Annotated in this window: 15 protein-coding genes; 3 read left to right on the top strand and 12 right to left on the bottom strand. The window is 51.7% G+C overall.

Annotation, left to right across the window (positions count from 1 at the left end; genetic code table 11):
• Positions 1-15: 15 nt before the first annotated feature.
• From rplB to HRI97_RS02180, 11 genes are all read right to left on the bottom strand, one after another.
• Positions 16-840: a 50S ribosomal protein L2 gene (rplB, locus tag HRI97_RS02230; RefSeq protein ID WP_180486858.1), complete on the bottom strand. Its 825-nt coding sequence runs from the start codon at positions 838-840 to the stop codon at positions 16-18.
• Positions 841-867: 27 nt separating this feature from the next.
• Positions 868-1,152 carry a 50S ribosomal protein L23 gene (locus HRI97_RS02225; protein WP_021331276.1) on the bottom strand — a complete coding sequence of 95 codons (285 nt, stop codon included), beginning with the start codon at positions 1,150-1,152 and terminating at the stop codon, positions 868-870.
• Positions 1,152-1,793: a 50S ribosomal protein L4 gene (gene rplD / locus HRI97_RS02220; protein WP_253726295.1), complete on the bottom strand. Its 642-nt coding sequence runs from the start codon at positions 1,791-1,793 to the stop codon at positions 1,152-1,154. Before rplD ends, HRI97_RS02225 begins: the two co-directional genes overlap by 1 nt.
• Positions 1,794-1,812: 19 nt before the next feature.
• Positions 1,813-2,433 carry a 50S ribosomal protein L3 gene (rplC, locus tag HRI97_RS02215; RefSeq protein WP_180486860.1) on the bottom strand — a complete coding sequence of 207 codons (621 nt, stop codon included), beginning with the start codon at positions 2,431-2,433 and terminating at the stop codon, positions 1,813-1,815.
• Positions 2,434-2,583: 150 nt separating this feature from the next.
• Positions 2,584-2,892 (bottom strand): 30S ribosomal protein S10, encoded by a 309-nt coding sequence (gene rpsJ, locus HRI97_RS02210; protein WP_253726294.1) that lies wholly within the window; start codon positions 2,890-2,892, stop codon positions 2,584-2,586.
• Between the two features lie 54 nt (positions 2,893-2,946).
• Entirely contained in the window at positions 2,947-4,143 is a 1,197-nt protein-coding gene (gene tuf / locus HRI97_RS02205) for an elongation factor Tu (protein ID WP_180486862.1), read from the bottom strand.
• Positions 4,144-4,755: 612 nt separating this feature from the next.
• Positions 4,756-5,001, bottom strand: coding sequence for a TIGR03905 family TSCPD domain-containing protein (locus HRI97_RS02200; protein WP_180486864.1), 246 nt, complete (start codon positions 4,999-5,001; stop codon positions 4,756-4,758).
• A gap of 27 nt (positions 5,002-5,028) precedes the next feature.
• Positions 5,029-6,453, bottom strand: a complete 1,425-nt coding sequence (locus tag HRI97_RS02195; protein WP_253726293.1) for an HU family DNA-binding protein — start codon at positions 6,451-6,453, stop codon at positions 5,029-5,031.
• Positions 6,443-6,721, bottom strand: coding sequence for an HU family DNA-binding protein (locus HRI97_RS02190; protein ID WP_253726292.1), 279 nt, complete (start codon positions 6,719-6,721; stop codon positions 6,443-6,445). Before HRI97_RS02190 ends, HRI97_RS02195 begins: the two co-directional genes overlap by 11 nt.
• Before the next feature lie 124 nt (positions 6,722-6,845).
• Positions 6,846-7,103: a hypothetical protein gene (locus HRI97_RS02185; RefSeq protein WP_253726291.1), complete on the bottom strand. Its 258-nt coding sequence runs from the start codon at positions 7,101-7,103 to the stop codon at positions 6,846-6,848.
• A 387-nt stretch (positions 7,104-7,490) separates the two neighbouring features.
• Positions 7,491-8,822, bottom strand: a complete 1,332-nt coding sequence (locus HRI97_RS02180) for a hypothetical protein (protein ID WP_253726290.1) — start codon at positions 8,820-8,822, stop codon at positions 7,491-7,493.
• Between the two features lie 1,088 nt (positions 8,823-9,910).
• Between HRI97_RS02180 and dnaE the strand changes: the two genes are divergently transcribed.
• Genes dnaE through HRI97_RS02165 form a run of 3 tightly spaced genes read left to right on the top strand, consistent with a single transcriptional unit; the run spans position 9,911 to position 16,598 of the window.
• On the top strand, positions 9,911-13,486 hold the full coding sequence (gene dnaE, locus HRI97_RS02175) for a DNA polymerase III subunit alpha (RefSeq protein ID WP_253726289.1): 3,576 nt from the start codon (positions 9,911-9,913) through the stop codon (positions 13,484-13,486).
• 19 nt (positions 13,487-13,505) lie between these two features.
• Entirely contained in the window at positions 13,506-14,102 is a 597-nt protein-coding gene (locus tag HRI97_RS02170) for a YggT family protein (RefSeq protein WP_180486869.1), read from the top strand.
• Positions 14,103-14,105: 3 nt separating this feature from the next.
• Entirely contained in the window at positions 14,106-16,598 is a 2,493-nt protein-coding gene (locus tag HRI97_RS02165; RefSeq protein WP_253726288.1) for an ATP-dependent DNA helicase RecG, read from the top strand.
• A gap of 79 nt (positions 16,599-16,677) precedes the next feature.
• On the opposite strand, the gene HRI97_RS02160 is transcribed toward HRI97_RS02165, so the two are convergent.
• Positions 16,678-17,517 carry a sigma-70 family RNA polymerase sigma factor gene (locus tag HRI97_RS02160; RefSeq protein ID WP_180486870.1) on the bottom strand — a complete coding sequence of 280 codons (840 nt, stop codon included), beginning with the start codon at positions 17,515-17,517 and terminating at the stop codon, positions 16,678-16,680.
• Positions 17,518-17,656 lie beyond the last annotated feature (139 nt).

Below are 17,656 nucleotides of genomic sequence, written 5' to 3'. Positions count from 1 at the left end.
TCAGCTCCTCCGTACTTACTTCTTACGGCGCGAAATAATAAATTTGCTCGACGTCTTCCGCTTGTTGCGGGTTTTGTAGCCTTTGCACGGCTGTCCCCACGGAGTAACGGGATTGCGTCCCTTTCCGGCGCCTTCGCCGCCGCCGAGCGGGTGATCGACCGGGTTCATCGCCATACCGCGAACCGTCGGGCGTACGCCCATCCAGCGTCTGCGGCCCGCTTTTCCGAGCCGCACGTTCATATGATCTTCGTTTCCGACAACGCCGATCGTCGCATAACATTTGCTGTTGACTCTGCGCATTTCGCTCGACGGCAAACGGATGATGACATAGTCGCCTTCGTTGCCGGCGATCATCGCACTCGTACCGGCCGAACGCGCGAGCTGTCCGCCGCGCCCCAGCTGCAGTTCGATATTGTGCACCGTAAAACCGACGGGAATGAGACCGAGCGGCAGCGCGTTGCCGACCGTCGGAGCCGCCGTTTCGCCGGCCATGATCTTCTGTCCGACCTGCAAACCCTTCGGCGCGATGATATAGCGCTTGTCGCCGTCGGCATAATACACGAGCGCGATATTTGCGCTGCGGTTCGGATCGTATTCGATCGTCTTCACCGTACCGGGAATACCGTGTTTATTGCGTTTAAAATCGATGTCTCGATACTTCCGTTTGTGTCCGCCGCCCTGATGGCGCACGGAAATCCGTCCGCCGCCTCCGCGGCCCGCGTGAGACACCATACCTGACGTAAGTGTTTTTTCGGGTTTCTTTGCCGTCAAGTGATTTCGCACCAAGTCCACGCGTCCGCGCGTACCCGGCGTTATCGGCTTAAATATCTTAAGAGCCATTGTAAATCCCCTTAATCCTTAAAAAGCTTACACGCCTTCAAACGCCTGGATCTTTTCACCAGGGGCGACGCGCACAATCGCTTTTTTATACGAAGCGGTCATACCGGGAATACCCCGCGTGCGCCGCATCTTTCCGCCAATATTCATCGTCGTGCAGCCGATAACTTTTACGTTAAAGAGCTTTCGAACGGCGTCTTTGATCTGTATTTTGCTCGCATCTTTGTGAACGATGAAAACGTATTTATCCTGCTCGCGCAGCATATTCGCTTTTTCCGAAATAACCGGCCTGATAAGAATATCCGTGATATCCATTATTCAGCCTCCTTTTCTTTCGCCGCGTAAAACGAAGAAAGATTTTTTACCGCGCTTTCGAGAGCGATGATCTTCCGTCCGTAAAACAGCGCGTGTGCGCTCAAGCGGTTGTACGACAAAAACTGCAGCGACGGGATATTGCGCGCGGCCTGTTTGATTTTCGCATCGTCGTCTTTCAAGATAAGCACAGTGCGCTCGCCCTTGGTAAAATTGTCGAGAATCTTTACCAAGTCTTTCGTTTTGCCGCTGTCGATCGTAAAATCTTCGACGACGGTAAAACGGTCGCTCTGTGCCTGCATACTCAAAATCGATTTCATTGCCAGGCGTTTTTCCTTTTTCGGTATCGCATAGCTGAAGTCGCGCGGTTTCGGTCCGAAAATCGTACCGCCGCCTGTGAGAAGCGGAGATTTTTTATCACCGCGGCGCGCGTGCCCCGTACCCTTTTGTTTATACGGCTTCGCGTTGCTGCCGTGCACTTCGGAACGACCTTTTGTACAAGCGGTTCCGACGCGCCTGTTTGCCAATTCATTCGTGACGGCATAGTAAATGACATCTTCATTTACCGGAAGACCGAATACGGCGTCGTCAAGCGAAATCGTACGCAGCTCTTTACCGTCGACCGAAAAGACTTTCTTTTCCATAATGAGTCACCTTCCGTCGTTATTTTTTCACCGCGGACTTGACGATCAGCGTGCAGTCTTTATTCCCGGGGACGGCCCCGCGAACCATAATCACTTTCAGATCCGCATCGGTTTTGACGACCTGCAGATTTTGAATCGTAACCTTTTTCGAACCCATACGGCCGGGCATTTTAATATTTTTGAACGTATGACCCGGAGTCGTCGACTGTCCCGTGCCGCCGGCTTCGCGGTGAAATTTCGAACCGTGCGAAGCGCGTCCGCCGTGAAAGCCCCAGCGTTTCATAACGCCCTGAAAGCCCTTACCCTTCGACGTCGACGTAACGTCGAGAAAGCGCGTACCGTCGAAGAGTTCCATGCCGATTTGATCGCCGACTTTCACTTCTTTTTCGAAATCGCGGAATTCTTTCAATGTCCGCTTCGGCGCGATGTTTTCCGCAAATTGATTTTTATACGCTTTCGTCACTCTCGATTCTTTTACATCGTCGATTCCGAGGACGACCGCGTCGTAACCGTTACGCTCTTTTGTTCTCGTGGCGATGACGGTATTGGGATCGATGCGGATCACGGTTACCGGAACAAGGTTTCCGCTTTCATCGAATACCTGCGTCATCCCCACTTTTTTTGCAATCAGACCTTTCATTCTGATACTCCTGTAAAATTTGCAAAACCTGCGCGGCATTCCGTACAAGTTTTGCCGTAAAACGTTCGCCTGAAAGCGAAAACGCTTCGGCTCGGCCGTCATCCCGGATCCTCGGGAGCGTACCGTTTACAGCGGATTTCCGAACGGAAATCACTGTTTTACTTTCACTTCAACACCGGCAGGCAGTTCCAGCTTCATAAGCGAATCCATCACGTCCGAAGTCGGATTCAGTATGTCGATAAGGCGCTTATGCGTGCGCATCTCAAACTGTTCGCGCGACTTTTTGTTTACATGCGGCGAACGGAGCACCGTTATCTTATTGATCCTTGTCGGAAGCGGAATAGGACCTGAAACACGGGCACCCGCTTTTTGAACGGTCTGCACGATGGATTTTGCACTCTGATCGATCACTTCCACATCGTAAGCACGGAGCGTGACGCGAATCTTACCACTTGCCATTATTCCTCCAATCGATGCGAACGGCGCTGCAAAGAGCGCCGCCCGTTTCGAAAACTACTCGATAATCTTCGTAACCTGTCCCGACGCGATCGTATGACCGCCTTCGCGGATAGCAAGCTTCAGACCTTCATCCATAGCGATCGGGTGAATGAGTTCGCCGATGATCTTGACGTTGTCGCCCGGTTTTACCATCTGAACGTTCGCTTCGAGTTCGATCGTTCCGGTGATATCCGTCGTGCGGAAATAGAACTGCGGGCGGTAGCCGGAGAAGAACGGTTTTTTGCGGCCGCCTTCGGCTTCCGTGAGGACGTAGATCTGCGCTTCGAATTTCGTGTGCGGGTGAATGGTGCCCGGCTTTGCGAGAACCTGACCGCGCTCGACGTCTTTCTTTTCGATACCGCGCAAAAGGATACCGACGTTATCGCCGGCCATACCCTGATCGAGGGTCTTTTGGAACATTTCGATACCGGTGACCGTCGATTTCTGCGTCGGGCGAATACCGACGATTTCGACTTCGTCGTTCATATTGACGACGCCGCGTTCGATACGGCCGGTTACAACCGTACCGCGTCCGGTGATCGTAAAGATATCTTCGATCGGCATGAGGAAGGGCTTGTCTTCGTCGCGGACGGGATCGTCAAACCACGTATCCATAGCCGTGAGCAGCTCTTCGATGCACTTCGTATTTGCGGGATCTTCGGGCTGGTTCAGCGCTTTAAATGCCGAACCCTTGATGATCGGCGTATCGGGAGAAAAGCCGTATTTTGCGATGGTGTCTTTGACGTCTTCGACGGCCATTTCGATCATATCGTCGGCTTCAGCCGCATCGAACTGATCGCATTTATTGAGGAAGACGATGATCTTCGGAACGCCGACCTGACGGGCGAGCAGCAAGTGCTCTTTCGTCTGGGGCATACAGCCGTCCGGAGCGGAAACGACGAGGATGGAACCGTCCATCTGCGCCGCACCGGTGATCATGTTTTTGATATAGTCGGCGTGTCCCGGGCAGTCGATGTGCGCATAGTGGCGTTTATCGGACTGGTACTCAAGGTGACGGGTATTGATTGTGATACCGCGGGCCTTTTCTTCAGGAGCATTGTCGATTTCGTCATACTTGAGCGCGTGGTCACCGAATTTTCTTGCACAATATTGGGTGATAGCAGCCGACAGCGTAGTCTTACCATGGTCTACGTGACCGATGGTTCCAACGTTCATGTGGGGTTTAGTTCTGACGAACTTTTCCTTTGCCATGATTTTCTCCTTGCCGGATTTCCTAGTCCGACATTGCATAATGGTATGTGTTGCACTTTAAGCCAGAACGGGACAATTTCCAACAGAAAACGCCGCATTCGCATACACACTGTTATATTGTGAGAATGATATGATGAACGTAATTTGACGGACAAGAATTTGTATTCATACGAAATGCTCCATACTTTCGGAACATTCTTGGCCGACACCACCGATCATCATCAAACTCGCTTTGACAACTGGTTTGGCATCTTCGAGCCTCAGTCTGTTATGACCGGTCAAAAACCCGAAATGCTTCTATAAATAAACTCCCGCTGCCGACGACAGCGGAATCCGCACTCAGGGCCGTATCCTCCTGAAAACCGAAATCGGTTGACTTTACGGGGATACCGGACTTACTCCGCTTGACTCTCAAAGAACCCTTTTACGCGTAAAAATGACGCGTTCTCCAGTTATACACTATTTGCAAAAAAGATGCAAGAGGAAAACGAAAAATTTTATAAAAAAAATTCGAATACCGATATAGCATTAAAAGTTTTTATGGAAGCGAATAATGCCCCGACCGACACATACGGCGGAACGCTTACAGCGGCAGCTCACCGCGGCGGCGCGTCATTCGCTCATGACCGCTTTTGCCAGCTGATCGGCGCAGCTCGTCTTTTTAAATCCGCACGTATTGCCGGCAAGTTTTGCCGCAATCTCTTCGGCGGTCATACCCTCGCAGAGTTTTGCAATCGCTTTTAAATTGCCGTTGCAGCCGCCTGAAAACGCGATGTCCGTTATGCGCCCGTCATCGCTTTTGGTAAAGCGGATCGTCCTCGCGCATGAACCCTGTGTTTTAAATACGATCTCTTTCATATATCGTTTATATCGCTGACAAAAAAATCAGCGTCCGGCGTTTTTGATTCGTTCCCGTGCCGCGCTTACGTCTTCCGCATCGAGGCGGATCGCGTATTTGTCGATAAAACCGCCGTACAGCGACTCTCCGCAGATGAGAGCGATAACCGCATGCTCTTTGCGGATGGCCGCCGCTCTGCCGCGGGGATTCGCCGCGATGAGCGAACGGTACGAATCGTAGACATCGATTACGGAAAGTTCTATATCGCGCCGATCGATCGCTTTGTCGGGCTTTGACGGCACGATGAGTTCGCGCGCCGCACCGGGATTGTCGGGATCGGGATAGCGCAGCATATTCGCGCTGAAAATATAGGGCCAGAGATTCCGCTCGCCGTACTCCGCCTGCGCAAGAGCGGCATAAAGATTGTCATCCGCCGCAATTTCAAGCGAAACGATTCGGCTTTCCGGCACTTGTTCTACGACGACCGTTTTCGGTTCGGGAGCCGCGGTTTTTACAAGCTTGGCTTCGGGCGTACGATGCGAAAACACATACACGAGGGCGCCGATCATCAAAGCGGTAAGAACGACTGCCACACCGGCAAAAAACCAGCAGCGGCTTATATAGCGTTGGATTCCTTCTTCGTAATCGTCGCCGTCATAATCGGGATCGAATACGTCTTCTTCCGTTTCGCGAGCATCCTCGGCGTGCCGGTCTTGAACGACGCGCTGCCGGACGATCTGCCGCTCGATAATTTGCTGCTGTATGACCGCGTGCCGGACCGTTTGATTTTCTACGGCCGAACCGCCGGCAGGAGACGGCGTTTCATAAGGCACGGAACGAGGCGCTTCATAAATTGCAGAGCGAACCGATTTTTGCGCCGCTTGAGTCCCCTCCGGCGGTCTTCTTTGCGCTTCCGTTTGAGGAGCATTTGAAGGGGAAACGTCGGAATCAAAATCCGAATCGAAAGCGTCGGTCCCGTCATTTCCATCGAACCCGTCGATTTCGGCGAAAGCATCGCGGAGCGATTCGGATTCTTTTTGATTTTTGGAAAAATCGTCCGATACTTTATTCGGTTCGATTTTCGCTTCTTCTTCGGCGGGCGCTTCTTCGATGACTTCCGGCTGCAAATGCTCGTAGGGTTTATTGATACGTTTTGCGAGCGCCGACACCGGAACGAATTTAATTTTATACTGTCCGGGCGTAATAATCGTTTCACCTGTGGAAGGATCCGTACGCTCTTTTTCGTCGACGAGCATCCGGTCGAAAGTACCGAAGCCGAGGAGTTTAAATGAACCGTTATCGAGGATGTCCCTCCTGACCGCGTCGAAAAACGAATTGATAACCTGTTTAATTTTATTGTCGTCGAGAGATTTGTCCGCAAGGCGCGATTTGATGCGTTCGGCGAGTACGGAAACCGTTACCGATTCCGAAGCATTCGCCGCGTTTTTGAGAGTCGTCTTTTTATTCGGCATTCAGCGTATCCTTTAAAATTTTTGCCGGTTTAAAACGTACGGTGCGCTTTTCGGGATAGCGCATTTTTTGTTTTGTAAAAGGATTGCGCCGAACCTTCCCTTTGTGTACTTGGGTATCGAAAACACCGAAGCCCGACTGCGTATATTTGCCGCCGTTTTCCAAAACCGTGTATATCTCTTCGAGCATTGCCGAAACGACTTCTCCGCATATTCTCTTATCGAGTTCGACCGCCGCGCTGATCGATTTTATCAAATCCGAACGTACCATATTAATTATTATAACGGTAATGCCGGTTTTTGTATAGAAGGGAAAACAATGGATAATGGGTAATGGGGCTGTCTCAAAAGTCGGTTACCGGAAAAGTCGGTTACTTTTTCGACAGCCTGTCGAATTACTGTTTTACCGACTGAACGACGTCTTTGCAAAAGTCCGACATGGATTTTACATAATTGGCTCCTATCCAATTATGTATCCCTATAGTATGCGCCTGCTTTCCCTTCGCTTTCGGAGAGACTTTCAGAAGCGGTTCGGAAAGCCATATCGGTTCACCGAGGAAATAATATGTTTTTTCCGTTTCGCGTTCTTCTTCGTCAAGACAGAGTCCGTATTCCCATTTCATAACGAGGGCGCTGCCGAACATTTCTTCCAAAGCTTTTCGCCGTTCTGCAAAAAGCTTTTTCGTATTGCCGCCCGTATCGCGAAAAAAAGCAGGACGGGTGCATAGCAATAAATACCGTTTTTACCGATCACCTTTTTTGTATCGCGCGTAAAATACGGTGCGAAAAAGTCGATGTCGATGTTTGTCTTGGTCTTGTCCTTGGAAGGGGGCGGATCTTTGCGTTTATATATATTATGTCCGAAAAACCGCTGCAATTCGATTATATATTTTAAATCCTGAATCAAAATCCTCTTTCTCTCAAGCGAAGCGAATAAGTCCATACCGTAAAACTCCTGCGACATTTCGCCACGTTCCATACTTACTTCCGTGCGTGCACGAGCCGTACGGAAGCTCATGTACGCACTACCAACGCTCACGTTAAAAGCCGGCTATACAACACACATCGTAATCGTAGTACTTGTAGCTGTAGTAAAAGGTGCCGCTACCGAATTCCGCAAGCCACGCATAGTAATTGTTGTTGGAAAACTGCGACGACGACCAGAACCACCCCGTTTCGAGATTTGCATCCGCATAGGCGCCGTTAATCCCCTTGATTTTCAAAAGACTTGCATTTACCGTATCCTTATTTTTATACACTTCCGAGAGTTCGGCTATGCTCGGCATATACCATGCGGGACGGGCTGCCCCGAGCTTGGATTTGTACGTCTCATTGTACGTATTCACCCAGTCGAAGGCGGGGTAGTTTACGGCGGCATTCGCCGCTCCTACGGGGTCTACGGAACATATATAATCCCAGTTGTCGCTTCCGCCCGTATCGCCCGTAAAAGTCGCCCAAGCGGCAGCTCCGCTTGTATGCGATCTACTCGGCGTGCAGATGATCCCTTCGAATTTCGTGTTATAGCCTCTCGTATCCCTTTTTGCCCACGGCAAATGTGACCTGTGCAGCGCAACGCCGATCGCACCCCCATATGCGTTCGTTTTGTAAACGACTGCGACTGGCGGATTTGCCGAATCTATTGCCGTATAGCCGTCTTTATCGACTACCGTATTATCCGCAAGTACGATTTTTCCGGGATCCCAACCGGTGTAGTCCTTGACGGAAAGCATTCCCGTTTTGCTCGCGCCTTTACAGTGTACCGTAACAATATGCTCGCCTGCCGTATTCGGACAGCTTACTTCCGCAGTCGCTTTTACATCGCTTATAACTTTGAAATTTGAAAAGGTTGCACCCGTACCGCTGAAATCGGCCGCGCTTATGCCGGGAGCGGTAAAGTTTTTTCCGACAATCGTTACGGGGAGCACATTTCCCCCATAGCTTATGCCCGCACGGGGGATCGCAATCTTTGTAATGACGGGGTCGTCATAGAGCTTTTTCACAGCGCCCGCGCTTTTGTTGAGCGACGTATCAACGGTTTTTACCGTAAAGATGTAGTTCGTGTCGGCTCTTAAACCGTCCGCACTGTAGCTTACATCTTTTCCCTTTTCCGCCGCAAGGTATATGGCGTTTTTAAGCGAGCCGTGAGCGGGGTTTGCCGTGATCTCTACCTGATAGAGGTCGTCGTCGGCCGGGTTTTTCCAGCTTAAAATGACGACGCTTGCACTTCCGGGCGTCGCCGTAAAGTTTGCAACTTCGGCAGGTGCTGTCGTGTCCTTCGGCGGCTGTGCCGGCGTTTCGGCATTTTGCTGACAGCCTGCAAGCAAAAATACTGCGGCAAGCGCCGCAGCCGTAAACGATTTTTTGTGTATCATAATTCCTCCTAAACCTGTTTGATATATGCGCTGCTTTGAAGCCGACAATCAACCGCATGGAAAACAAAGCCGTGCAGGCGTTTCTTTCGCTGCGTTCCGTGACAAAGAGCTGCGGCGCGCGAAAGATACCCTTCGTGCACCGCCGAGAGAGATGATCGTATGTTTTGGATTTCGGGCGGAATTCGCCCTATGCCGTGAAGCCGTGAAGCCGTGAAGCCGTGAAGCCGTGAAGCCGTGAAGCCGTGAAGCCGTGAAGCCGTGAAGCCGTGAAGCCGTGAAGCCGTGAAGCCGTGAAGCCGTGAAGCCGTGAATTTTGCGCGATGCGCGTATGCGTGTCAAGTACCCCGTACGACAGTATCCCGTACGACATATACGCTGCAAATACGTTTTTCATCGTCTACAGTATATGCCGTATGCGCGGAAAAGTAAAGGCGTTAATAATGGGTAATCAGGGATTACGCATGAGAATCTATATTCCCCAAAAAACAACCATTACCGTACAAAATCGGCTGCACTCCCGGCAGCAGCCCTGCCGTTTGCGCGGGGAACTTCGCGCTTCGCGCTCGTTGCAAGTGCCGCAGCAGACCGTGATTGGAATCGGACTGCGCGAACTTTTTTGCCAAAAAGTTCGCTTGCCATTCTCTGAAGTGCGGCATTACAGAAAATGTCGATTTTCGAAAATGCCGCACTCGTGCGCGAAAGCGCACACGTATATAAACAAGTTTGCGGAGCAAACTTGCACTTAAACGGGAGGCGCTATTTTAGCATCCCGTTTAAACTCGGTCTGAGCGGCTCGGCGGCATTGCCGCTGCCTCGCGTTCCGCTTTTTTTTATTTTATATTATGTCTCTTTTCTGTGTATACATTTTTCATGCGTAATCCCTGAATTGGTAATTGGATAGATGCGGGACGGGAGAAATTGATAATCGATAACGGCGAAATACGAAACGGAACGTCGGAACATATACCGTTCAAACGTAAAAAACAGGCGGCGCTCCCGATGCGTTGGTCTCTGATGTTCCCGCCGCGAAAACCGCACACCTGATGCGACGACTTTCCCTTACGAGGGAAATCATCTATACTGACGGTATGGCAGATTATCCCAAATTCCCCGAAGCGCCGGAAGGCACCCCCCCTTCGCAGTTCGTGCATCTTCACGTGCACTCCGATTATTCGCTGCTCGACGGCGCGGCAAAAATAGAATCGCTCGTAAAGCGCGCAAAAGAGTTCAATATGAAAGCGCTCGCGCTCACCGATCACGGCACTATGTTCGGCGTACTCAATTTCGAAAAACTCTGCCATACGAACGGCATCAATCCGATCGTCGGCGAAGAATTCTACGTCGCGGAAAACGACTGCCGCGTACAGGAAAAGACGCGCTACGGCGGAAAATACTATCACCTTATTTTGCTGTGCGAAAACGAAAAAGGCTACCGCAATATGTCGTGGCTTTCGAGCATCGCGTATACGGAAGGCTTTTACTATAAACCGCGTATCGATTTCAAACTGCTCGAAAAATATCACGAAGGGCTTATCTGTCTGTCGGCCTGTCTGCAGGGCGAAGTGCCGCAGGCGCTGCTCCACGGAGACGAAGCGCATGCGGAAGAAACCGCAAGGCGCTATGCCGAACTTTTCGGCCCCGACCGCTACTATATCGAAGTGCAGGATCACGGAGTCGAAGAGCAAAAGCGCGTTGCCCCGCGCCTCATCGCACTCGCAAAAAAGCTCAATATACCGGCGGTGCTGACGAACGACGTACACTATTGCATGAAAGAAGACGCCGAAGCGCAAGACGTGCTGCGCTGCATCGGCTTTCAGACAAAGCTTTCCGAACCGCACCAGACGATGGGAGACGGCAGAGCAGAGTGGTATTTTAAAAGCGAGGGGGAAATGCGATCCCTTTTTCCCGATTACCCCGAACTCATGGCGAACACGCTCAAAATCGCCGATATGTGCAACCTGACGATTCACCAATACGATACGGCCGAACTTCGTACCTGTCTGCCGCACGTGCATATTCCCGAACCGTTTAAAAGCGAAGACGAATACGTGCGCCACTTAGTCGAAACGGGTTTGCGAAAACGCTATAAAACGATAACGCCGGAAATGACCGAACGCGCCGAACACGAACTTTCCATCATCTTTAAGATGGGCTTTTCCGGCTACTTTCTCGTCGTATGGGAATTCATCAACTGGTCGAAAAAAAACAATATACCGATCGGGCCTGGCCGCGGTTCGGGCGCCGGCTCCCTCGTCGCATACGCGATGGAAATTACCGACATCGATCCGTTCCGCTTTAAGCTGCTGTTCGAGCGTTTTTTAAATCCCGAACGCATTTCGATGCCGGACTTCGACGTGGACATGGATTACGATTTTCGGCAGGAAGTTATCCGGCACACGCGGGAAGTTTACGGAGATCCGCAAGTCGGACACATCGTCACTTTCGGTACGCTGAAAGCGAAAGCCGTCATCAAAGACGTCGGACGCGTGCTCGGCGTTCCGCTTGCGGAAGTGACGGCGCTTACGAAGTGCATTCCGAACAATCCGAAGTTCCGTTTAAAAGACGCGTTCACGCCTCCCGATGAAAGCCATCCCGAAAACGGGCAGCTCATCCGATTCAAAGACGATCCGCGCTACGAAAAGCTTTTCGAGCTGTGTTTTAAACTTGAAAATATGAACCGCAACACGAGTCTTCACGCATCGGGCATGGTGATTTCGCTGACGCCGCTTCCCGACTGGGCGCCGGTTTTCAAAGATCCGAAAACGGGCGAAGTCGGCGTGCAGTATACGATGGATATCATCGAACCCTGCGGCTTGGTCAAAATGGATTACCTCGGATTGAAGACGCTTTCGCTTATCCGCTATGCCGAGACGATCATCAACAAGCATCGAAAACCCGGAGAGAGCGAGTTCCGCACGGAAAGCGTCGATGAAGCCGATAAAAAAACCTACGAGCTCTTTCAGCGGGGCGATACCGCGGCGATTTTTCAATTCGAATCGCCGGGTATGCAAAAGGTTTTGCGTCAAGCGCAGCCGACAAAACTCGAAGATCTCGTCGCATTGAACGCGCTCTATCGGCCGGGTCCCATGCAGTTTATCCCGCAATTTATCCAAGGCCGCTTTCATCCGGAAACGATCACCTATCCCGACGACTGCCTGAAAGACATTCTCGAAGAAACCTACGGCGTCATGGTGTATCAGGAACAGGTTATGCAGGTTGCGCAGCGGATCGCGGGCTTTACGCTCGGACAGGCGGACATGCTGCGCCGCGCCATGGGCAAAAAGAAAAAAGACGTCCTCATGGCACAAAAAGAAAAATTCATCGCAGGCGCCGTCAAAAACGGATTTTCCGAACAAAAAGCCGACCGCATATTCGAAATCATGGTGCCCTTCGCCGGCTACGGTTTTAACAAATCGCATGCGGCCGCGTATTCGGTAGTCGCATACCGCACGGGCTGGCTCAAGTGCCACTACCCCGCGGAATTCATGGCGGCGAATTTGACGAACGAAATCACATCGACCGACAAACTGCCCGAATACATCGAAGAGGCGCGGCACATGGGCATCGCGGTCGACGCGCCCGACGTCAACCGCTCGGACATCGTGTTCGACGTCGTGGACGGACACATCGTATTCGGACTGAAAGGCATCAAAGGTATGGGAGAAGCGGCGGCACAGTGCATCGTCGATGAACGAAATAAAAACGGTGCGTATAAAAACTTTATCGATTTTCTCGACCGCGTCGATCTCCGCACGGTAAACAAACGCGCACTCGAAGCGCTTATCAAAACGGGCGCTTTCGATAAACTCGGTCAAAACAGGCCGACGCTGTTGAAAAATCTTGAAAACGCCGTATCGTATGCGGAAGCGAAAAAGAGGGATGCGGCAAACGGACAGGAAGATTTATTCGGCAGTACCGACGAAAAAGTCTTCGCCGATTTCGTATTCGAAAAAGTCGAAGACATGTCGAAAACCGAAAAGCTCAACGAAGAAAAGCAGCTCATCGGAAGCTATGTAAGCGGTCATCCGCTCGACGATTATAAAACCGCGGTAAAAAACGCGGTGACGCTCAATTCGCAAAATATCGAACGGGAAGCGAAAGATGTGCAGGCTATAAAAACCGCCCGCATCGCAAACGGAGCGCCGTCGTGGCAAACGCGGAACTCCGGACGGGAGCACGTCGCGCTCGGTATGCTCACCGATATACGAATCATCCGCACGAAAAAAGGCGACGAAATGGCCTTTGCAAAGCTGCAGGATTACGGAGGCGCGATCGACATTACGATATTTCCGCGCACGTGGGAAACGGTAAAATCGCGGATTTTCGAAGACGGTATCTATGCGTTCCGAGGCAAAGTCGATGTGAATAACGACGCGGCATCCTTTATCGTCGATTCGCTTGAAGATCCCGCCTCTCTCGAAGCGCACGCGGTCAGCGAAGTGCACATCGCCGTCGAAGACGGTTTTGCGGATGCCGCAGAAATCAACCCGCTGAAAGATTTTTTATTTGGCAAATCGGGTCAATGTTTTGTATATTTTCATATAGATACCGGTAAAGGCCCGTACATCGTCAAAGCCAATTCGCAGCTCACCGTACCGTCGGATTCCGCCCTTATCGCCGAATTGAAAGAGCTGCCCTTCGTCAAAGACGTATGGACTGCATAAAAATTGTAAGAGGATGCACATGGTAAGGTATGTTATCGCGACGCTCATACGGCTCATCAATATCTATTCGTTTTTGTGTTTTATACGGATAATCCTCACGTGGATTCCGGGCGCACAGTATTCGGCGCCGGGCAGGATTTTGTCTGCGCTGTGCGATCCGTTTTTAAATATATTCCGCGGTACGAGATGGATGCAGATCGGCTCACTCGATTTTTCTCCCGCCGTTTCGATCGGACTTTTGTATGCGCTTTCGTATATTTTACAGAATATTTTGATGACGGGGCGCATATATTTCGGTGCCGTTCTCGCGATCATCATCGGTATGGCATGGTCTATCGTCAATTCGCTCGCATTGTTTTTGCTCGTTTTGCTCGTCATCAGATTTATCGTCATCCTTTCGCAAAAGCGGGCGAACTACTACGGCTCGCTTTGGTCGCAGCTCGATTACGCGCTCGAACCCTTTGTACACCGCATCTCCCGCATATTTACGGGAAACAAATTCGTCGGCTATAAAACCTCTCTCGGCATCACGATCGCCGTCATGATCGGAGCTCTCGCGGGCGGCCATTACCTTTTCAAATGGCTTATAAAAATCGTACAGCAGCTGCCGTTTTAAATAATGAAACTCGGCGATATACGCAATTCGATAACGACTCTTCCGGGCGTCGGGCCGGCGGCGGCAAAGCTGTTCGCAAAGCTCAACGTATTTTCCGTAGCCGATTTGCTCACGCTGTATCCGAAACAATACGACGACCGCACGAAACGTATAGGGCTTTCCGCATTCCGCTCATCGAAAGTGCACTGCGCCGCCATCGTCACTTCCCACGAATGGTTCGGCTACGGCAGGATGAAAACGCTGAAGCTCATCATCTGTGACGGAGAAGCGGAAGCGGAACTCGTCGCCTTCAATCGGCCGTTTTTGGAAAAACAGTTTCCCGTCGGAACGATCATATCCGTAACGGGCGCCTTCGATATAAAATACGGCAAACTCCAAAGCACTTCATTCGAAATTATTAAATTGAGCGAAAGCGGCGATCTTGCCGATTATGAAAAGATGACGCTTCCCGACTCCCGCGTCCTCCCCGTCTATCCGCTCACCGAAGGACTCAATCAAAAAAACGTACGGAAAACGATCTTCGCCGCTCTTCGAGAATACAGCGCGGGAATCGAAAATGAACTGCCCGATTACATCATGGAAAAACACAAACTCCTTTCAAAGCGCGATGCGATCCGGGCGGTGCACGCGCCCGAAAGCCTTTTGCAGGCCGAAAAAGCGCGGCGAACGCTCATCTACGAAGAGCTCTTTCATTTTCAATGCGTCATAGCAAAGCGCGCGTGGGAACACAGGGGCACAGTCCCCGACGCATCGCTTTCGCTCTCTCCGTTTGAAAGTACGGAAGAGCGCGGAGCGAAAAGCGGAGGCGGCAAAAGCCCTGCCGCCGGCACGGATGAAAGCGGCGCGGCGAACGGAAGATCGCAAGGTGCCGTCGCCCAAAGCGGCGCACACGACGGTGCAGACGGCGGCGTATACGACGCGACACGGCAGATATTCATCGATTCGCTTTCTCCGCTCCAAAGAGCGCTTTACGACCGCCTCCCGTTCCGTCTCACGCTCGATCAGATGAACGTCGTCATGGAAATGGATGACGACCTCGACAGGGGCTATCGGGAGCGCGAACTCGTCGCAAACGATGAAAAAAAGGATCCGGCGGAATGTACGAGAAACGCAAGTCCTGAACATACGGACGACGGAAAAACAGGCATAAAAACCGAACGCGCTGAAAACGAGCGGCCTCCGGTGTTTACGATGGCGCGGCTTTTGCAGGGAGACGTCGGCTCGGGCAAAACGCTCGCCGCTTTTTTCGCATGTCTCCGCGTCATCAGCTGGAAAGGACAGTGTGCGTTTATGGCTCCGACGGAACTGCTCGCCAGGCAGCACGCGGAAAACGCTTCGCGCATGCTCGCGCCGATCGGCATACGCGTCGCATTTCTCACCGGAAACGTAAAAGCGGGCGGCAGGGCGGAATTGTTAAAACAGCTTAAAGCGGGCAATATCGACATCGTAATCGGTACGCACGCGCTTTTTTCCGAAGCCGTGCAATACAACGACCTCGAGCTCGCCGTCATAGACGAACAGCACCGCTTCGGTGTTTTGCAGCGTCAGGCGATAATCGAAAAAGGCAGAAAGATTGCAGGTACTTCGTCCTACACGCTCCATCTTTTGATGATGAGCGCAACGCCGATTCCGCAGACGCTCGCACTCACCGCTTTCGGCGACTTGGACGTTTCGCTTTTGCGCACGCAGCCCGAAGGAAGAAAGGCGGTGAAAACCTATCTCGTGCGGGAAGGAAACGAAGCGAACGCGTACGAAGCGGTGCGTAAAGAACTCGAAGCGGGACATCAGGCGTATTTCGTCTATCCCGCAATAGAAGGCGACGGCCGGCAAACGGACGGAGAAGACGAAAACGGCGACGACACGGAATCCGCCGAAGCGGCGCATGTGGGATCGGGGGCGGAGGCAGCAGGCGCAAAGCGGACGCGGAACGCGCAGTTTCCGCTTTTGTATGGGAAAGAAAAATCCGCGGCAAAGGCGGCGGAAGAGATGTTCGCGTTTTTATCCGAGCGCGTGTATCCGGAATTTTCCTGCGCGCTCATCCATTCGCGCGTCGATGAAGACGAACAAGTGCGCATTCTCCACGATTTTCAAAGCGGGCGCATACAAGTGCTCGCCGCGACGACCGTCATCGAAGTCGGAGTGGACGTACCGAATGCGACGTGCATCGTCATCGAACAGGCCGACCGCTTCGGACTCGCGCAGCTGCACCAGCTGAGGGGCAGAGTCGGACGCGGAAATGCCCAGTCGTATTGCTTTTTGATCTACGGAAAAAACATCACGGAAACGGGGATCGAGCGGATGAAAGTTCTGCGCGAAAGCACCGACGGATTTTTTATTGCGGAGCAGGATTTAAAACTGCGCGGCCCCGGCGAAGTGACCGGAACCGCACAATCGGGAGAGCTCGAACTCGGCATCGCGGACATCCGCCGCGACGGGAAAATCCTCGTCGAAGCGAGAAAGGACGCGTTCGAATATATGCGAAGCGTTTTGCGCTGACGCCTTAAGCTTACCGTGCAAGCGGGAAAAATGCCGGCCGCGCATCGAACGAAACGCCGGCACGATTCAGGCAAAACGCCTATGCGATGTAAGCTTCGAGACGCTGCATACGTCTCGGATGGCGCATGCGCACGATAGCGTGCTTTTCGATTTGACGGATGCGCTCTTTGGTAAGATTGCACGTATCGCCGACTTCTTTAAGCGACATCGGGCGGGTGCCGTTCAGCCCGTAGCGCAGCGACAGTACTTTCGCTTCGTTCGGTTTCAGCGTGTTCAACACTTTTCCGATATCGCGCTTCATCGCATTCGAAATCGCTTCTTCGTCGGGATTGTCGTAGCGCTCGTCTTCGATAAAATCGCTGACGGACGTGCGGTCGTTGTCGCTCGAAGCGACCTGCGCGTCGAGGGAAATCATATCGCGGGAAATGTTCACCATTTCACGCACGTGCTGCTTGTCCATCTTCAACATACGCGCAACTTCGGCGAATTCCTGTTCTTCGGTTTTATCGCCCGTCATAAGCTTTCGCGCGTGTTCGATCTGAACGAGTTCGTTCGCGCGGTTGAGCGGCAGCCGAATGGCGCGGCTCTTTTCGCAGATCGCTTTTAAAATCGCCTGACGGATCCACCACACCGCGTATGAAATAAAGTGATAGCCCTTCGATACGTCGAACCTGTCGACCGCCGTCAAAAGGCCGATATTGCCTTCGCTGATCAAATCGGGCAAATCGAGTCCGTGATTTTGATACTTTTTCGCGACGTTGACGACAAAGCGCAGATTCGCGTTGACGATTTTGTCTTTTGCCGCCTTGTCGCCCGCTTTCGCTTTCAGCGCCAAATCGGTTTCCTCGTCGCGAGAAAGCAAAGAAACTTTATTGATATCTTTCAAATACATTGAAAGGATGTTTTCGTCGTTTGTCATAGGTAAACCTCCAAGCCGGCACAAACCGTATACGTAAATTATTGCAATATCTATGCCAACAAATGCCGCCGAAGGAAAATCGTTACGATAATATTCTGTTAGATCTGCGCATTATTTATATTTCATTATAATACAATAA

Source organism: Treponema socranskii subsp. buccale (assembly GCF_024181585.1).
Classification (GTDB): domain Bacteria; phylum Spirochaetota; class Spirochaetia; order Treponematales; family Treponemataceae; genus Treponema_D; species Treponema_D buccale.
The sequence above is the reverse complement of the archived record's forward strand: the minus strand, read 5'-3'. Positions and strand labels throughout refer to the sequence as shown.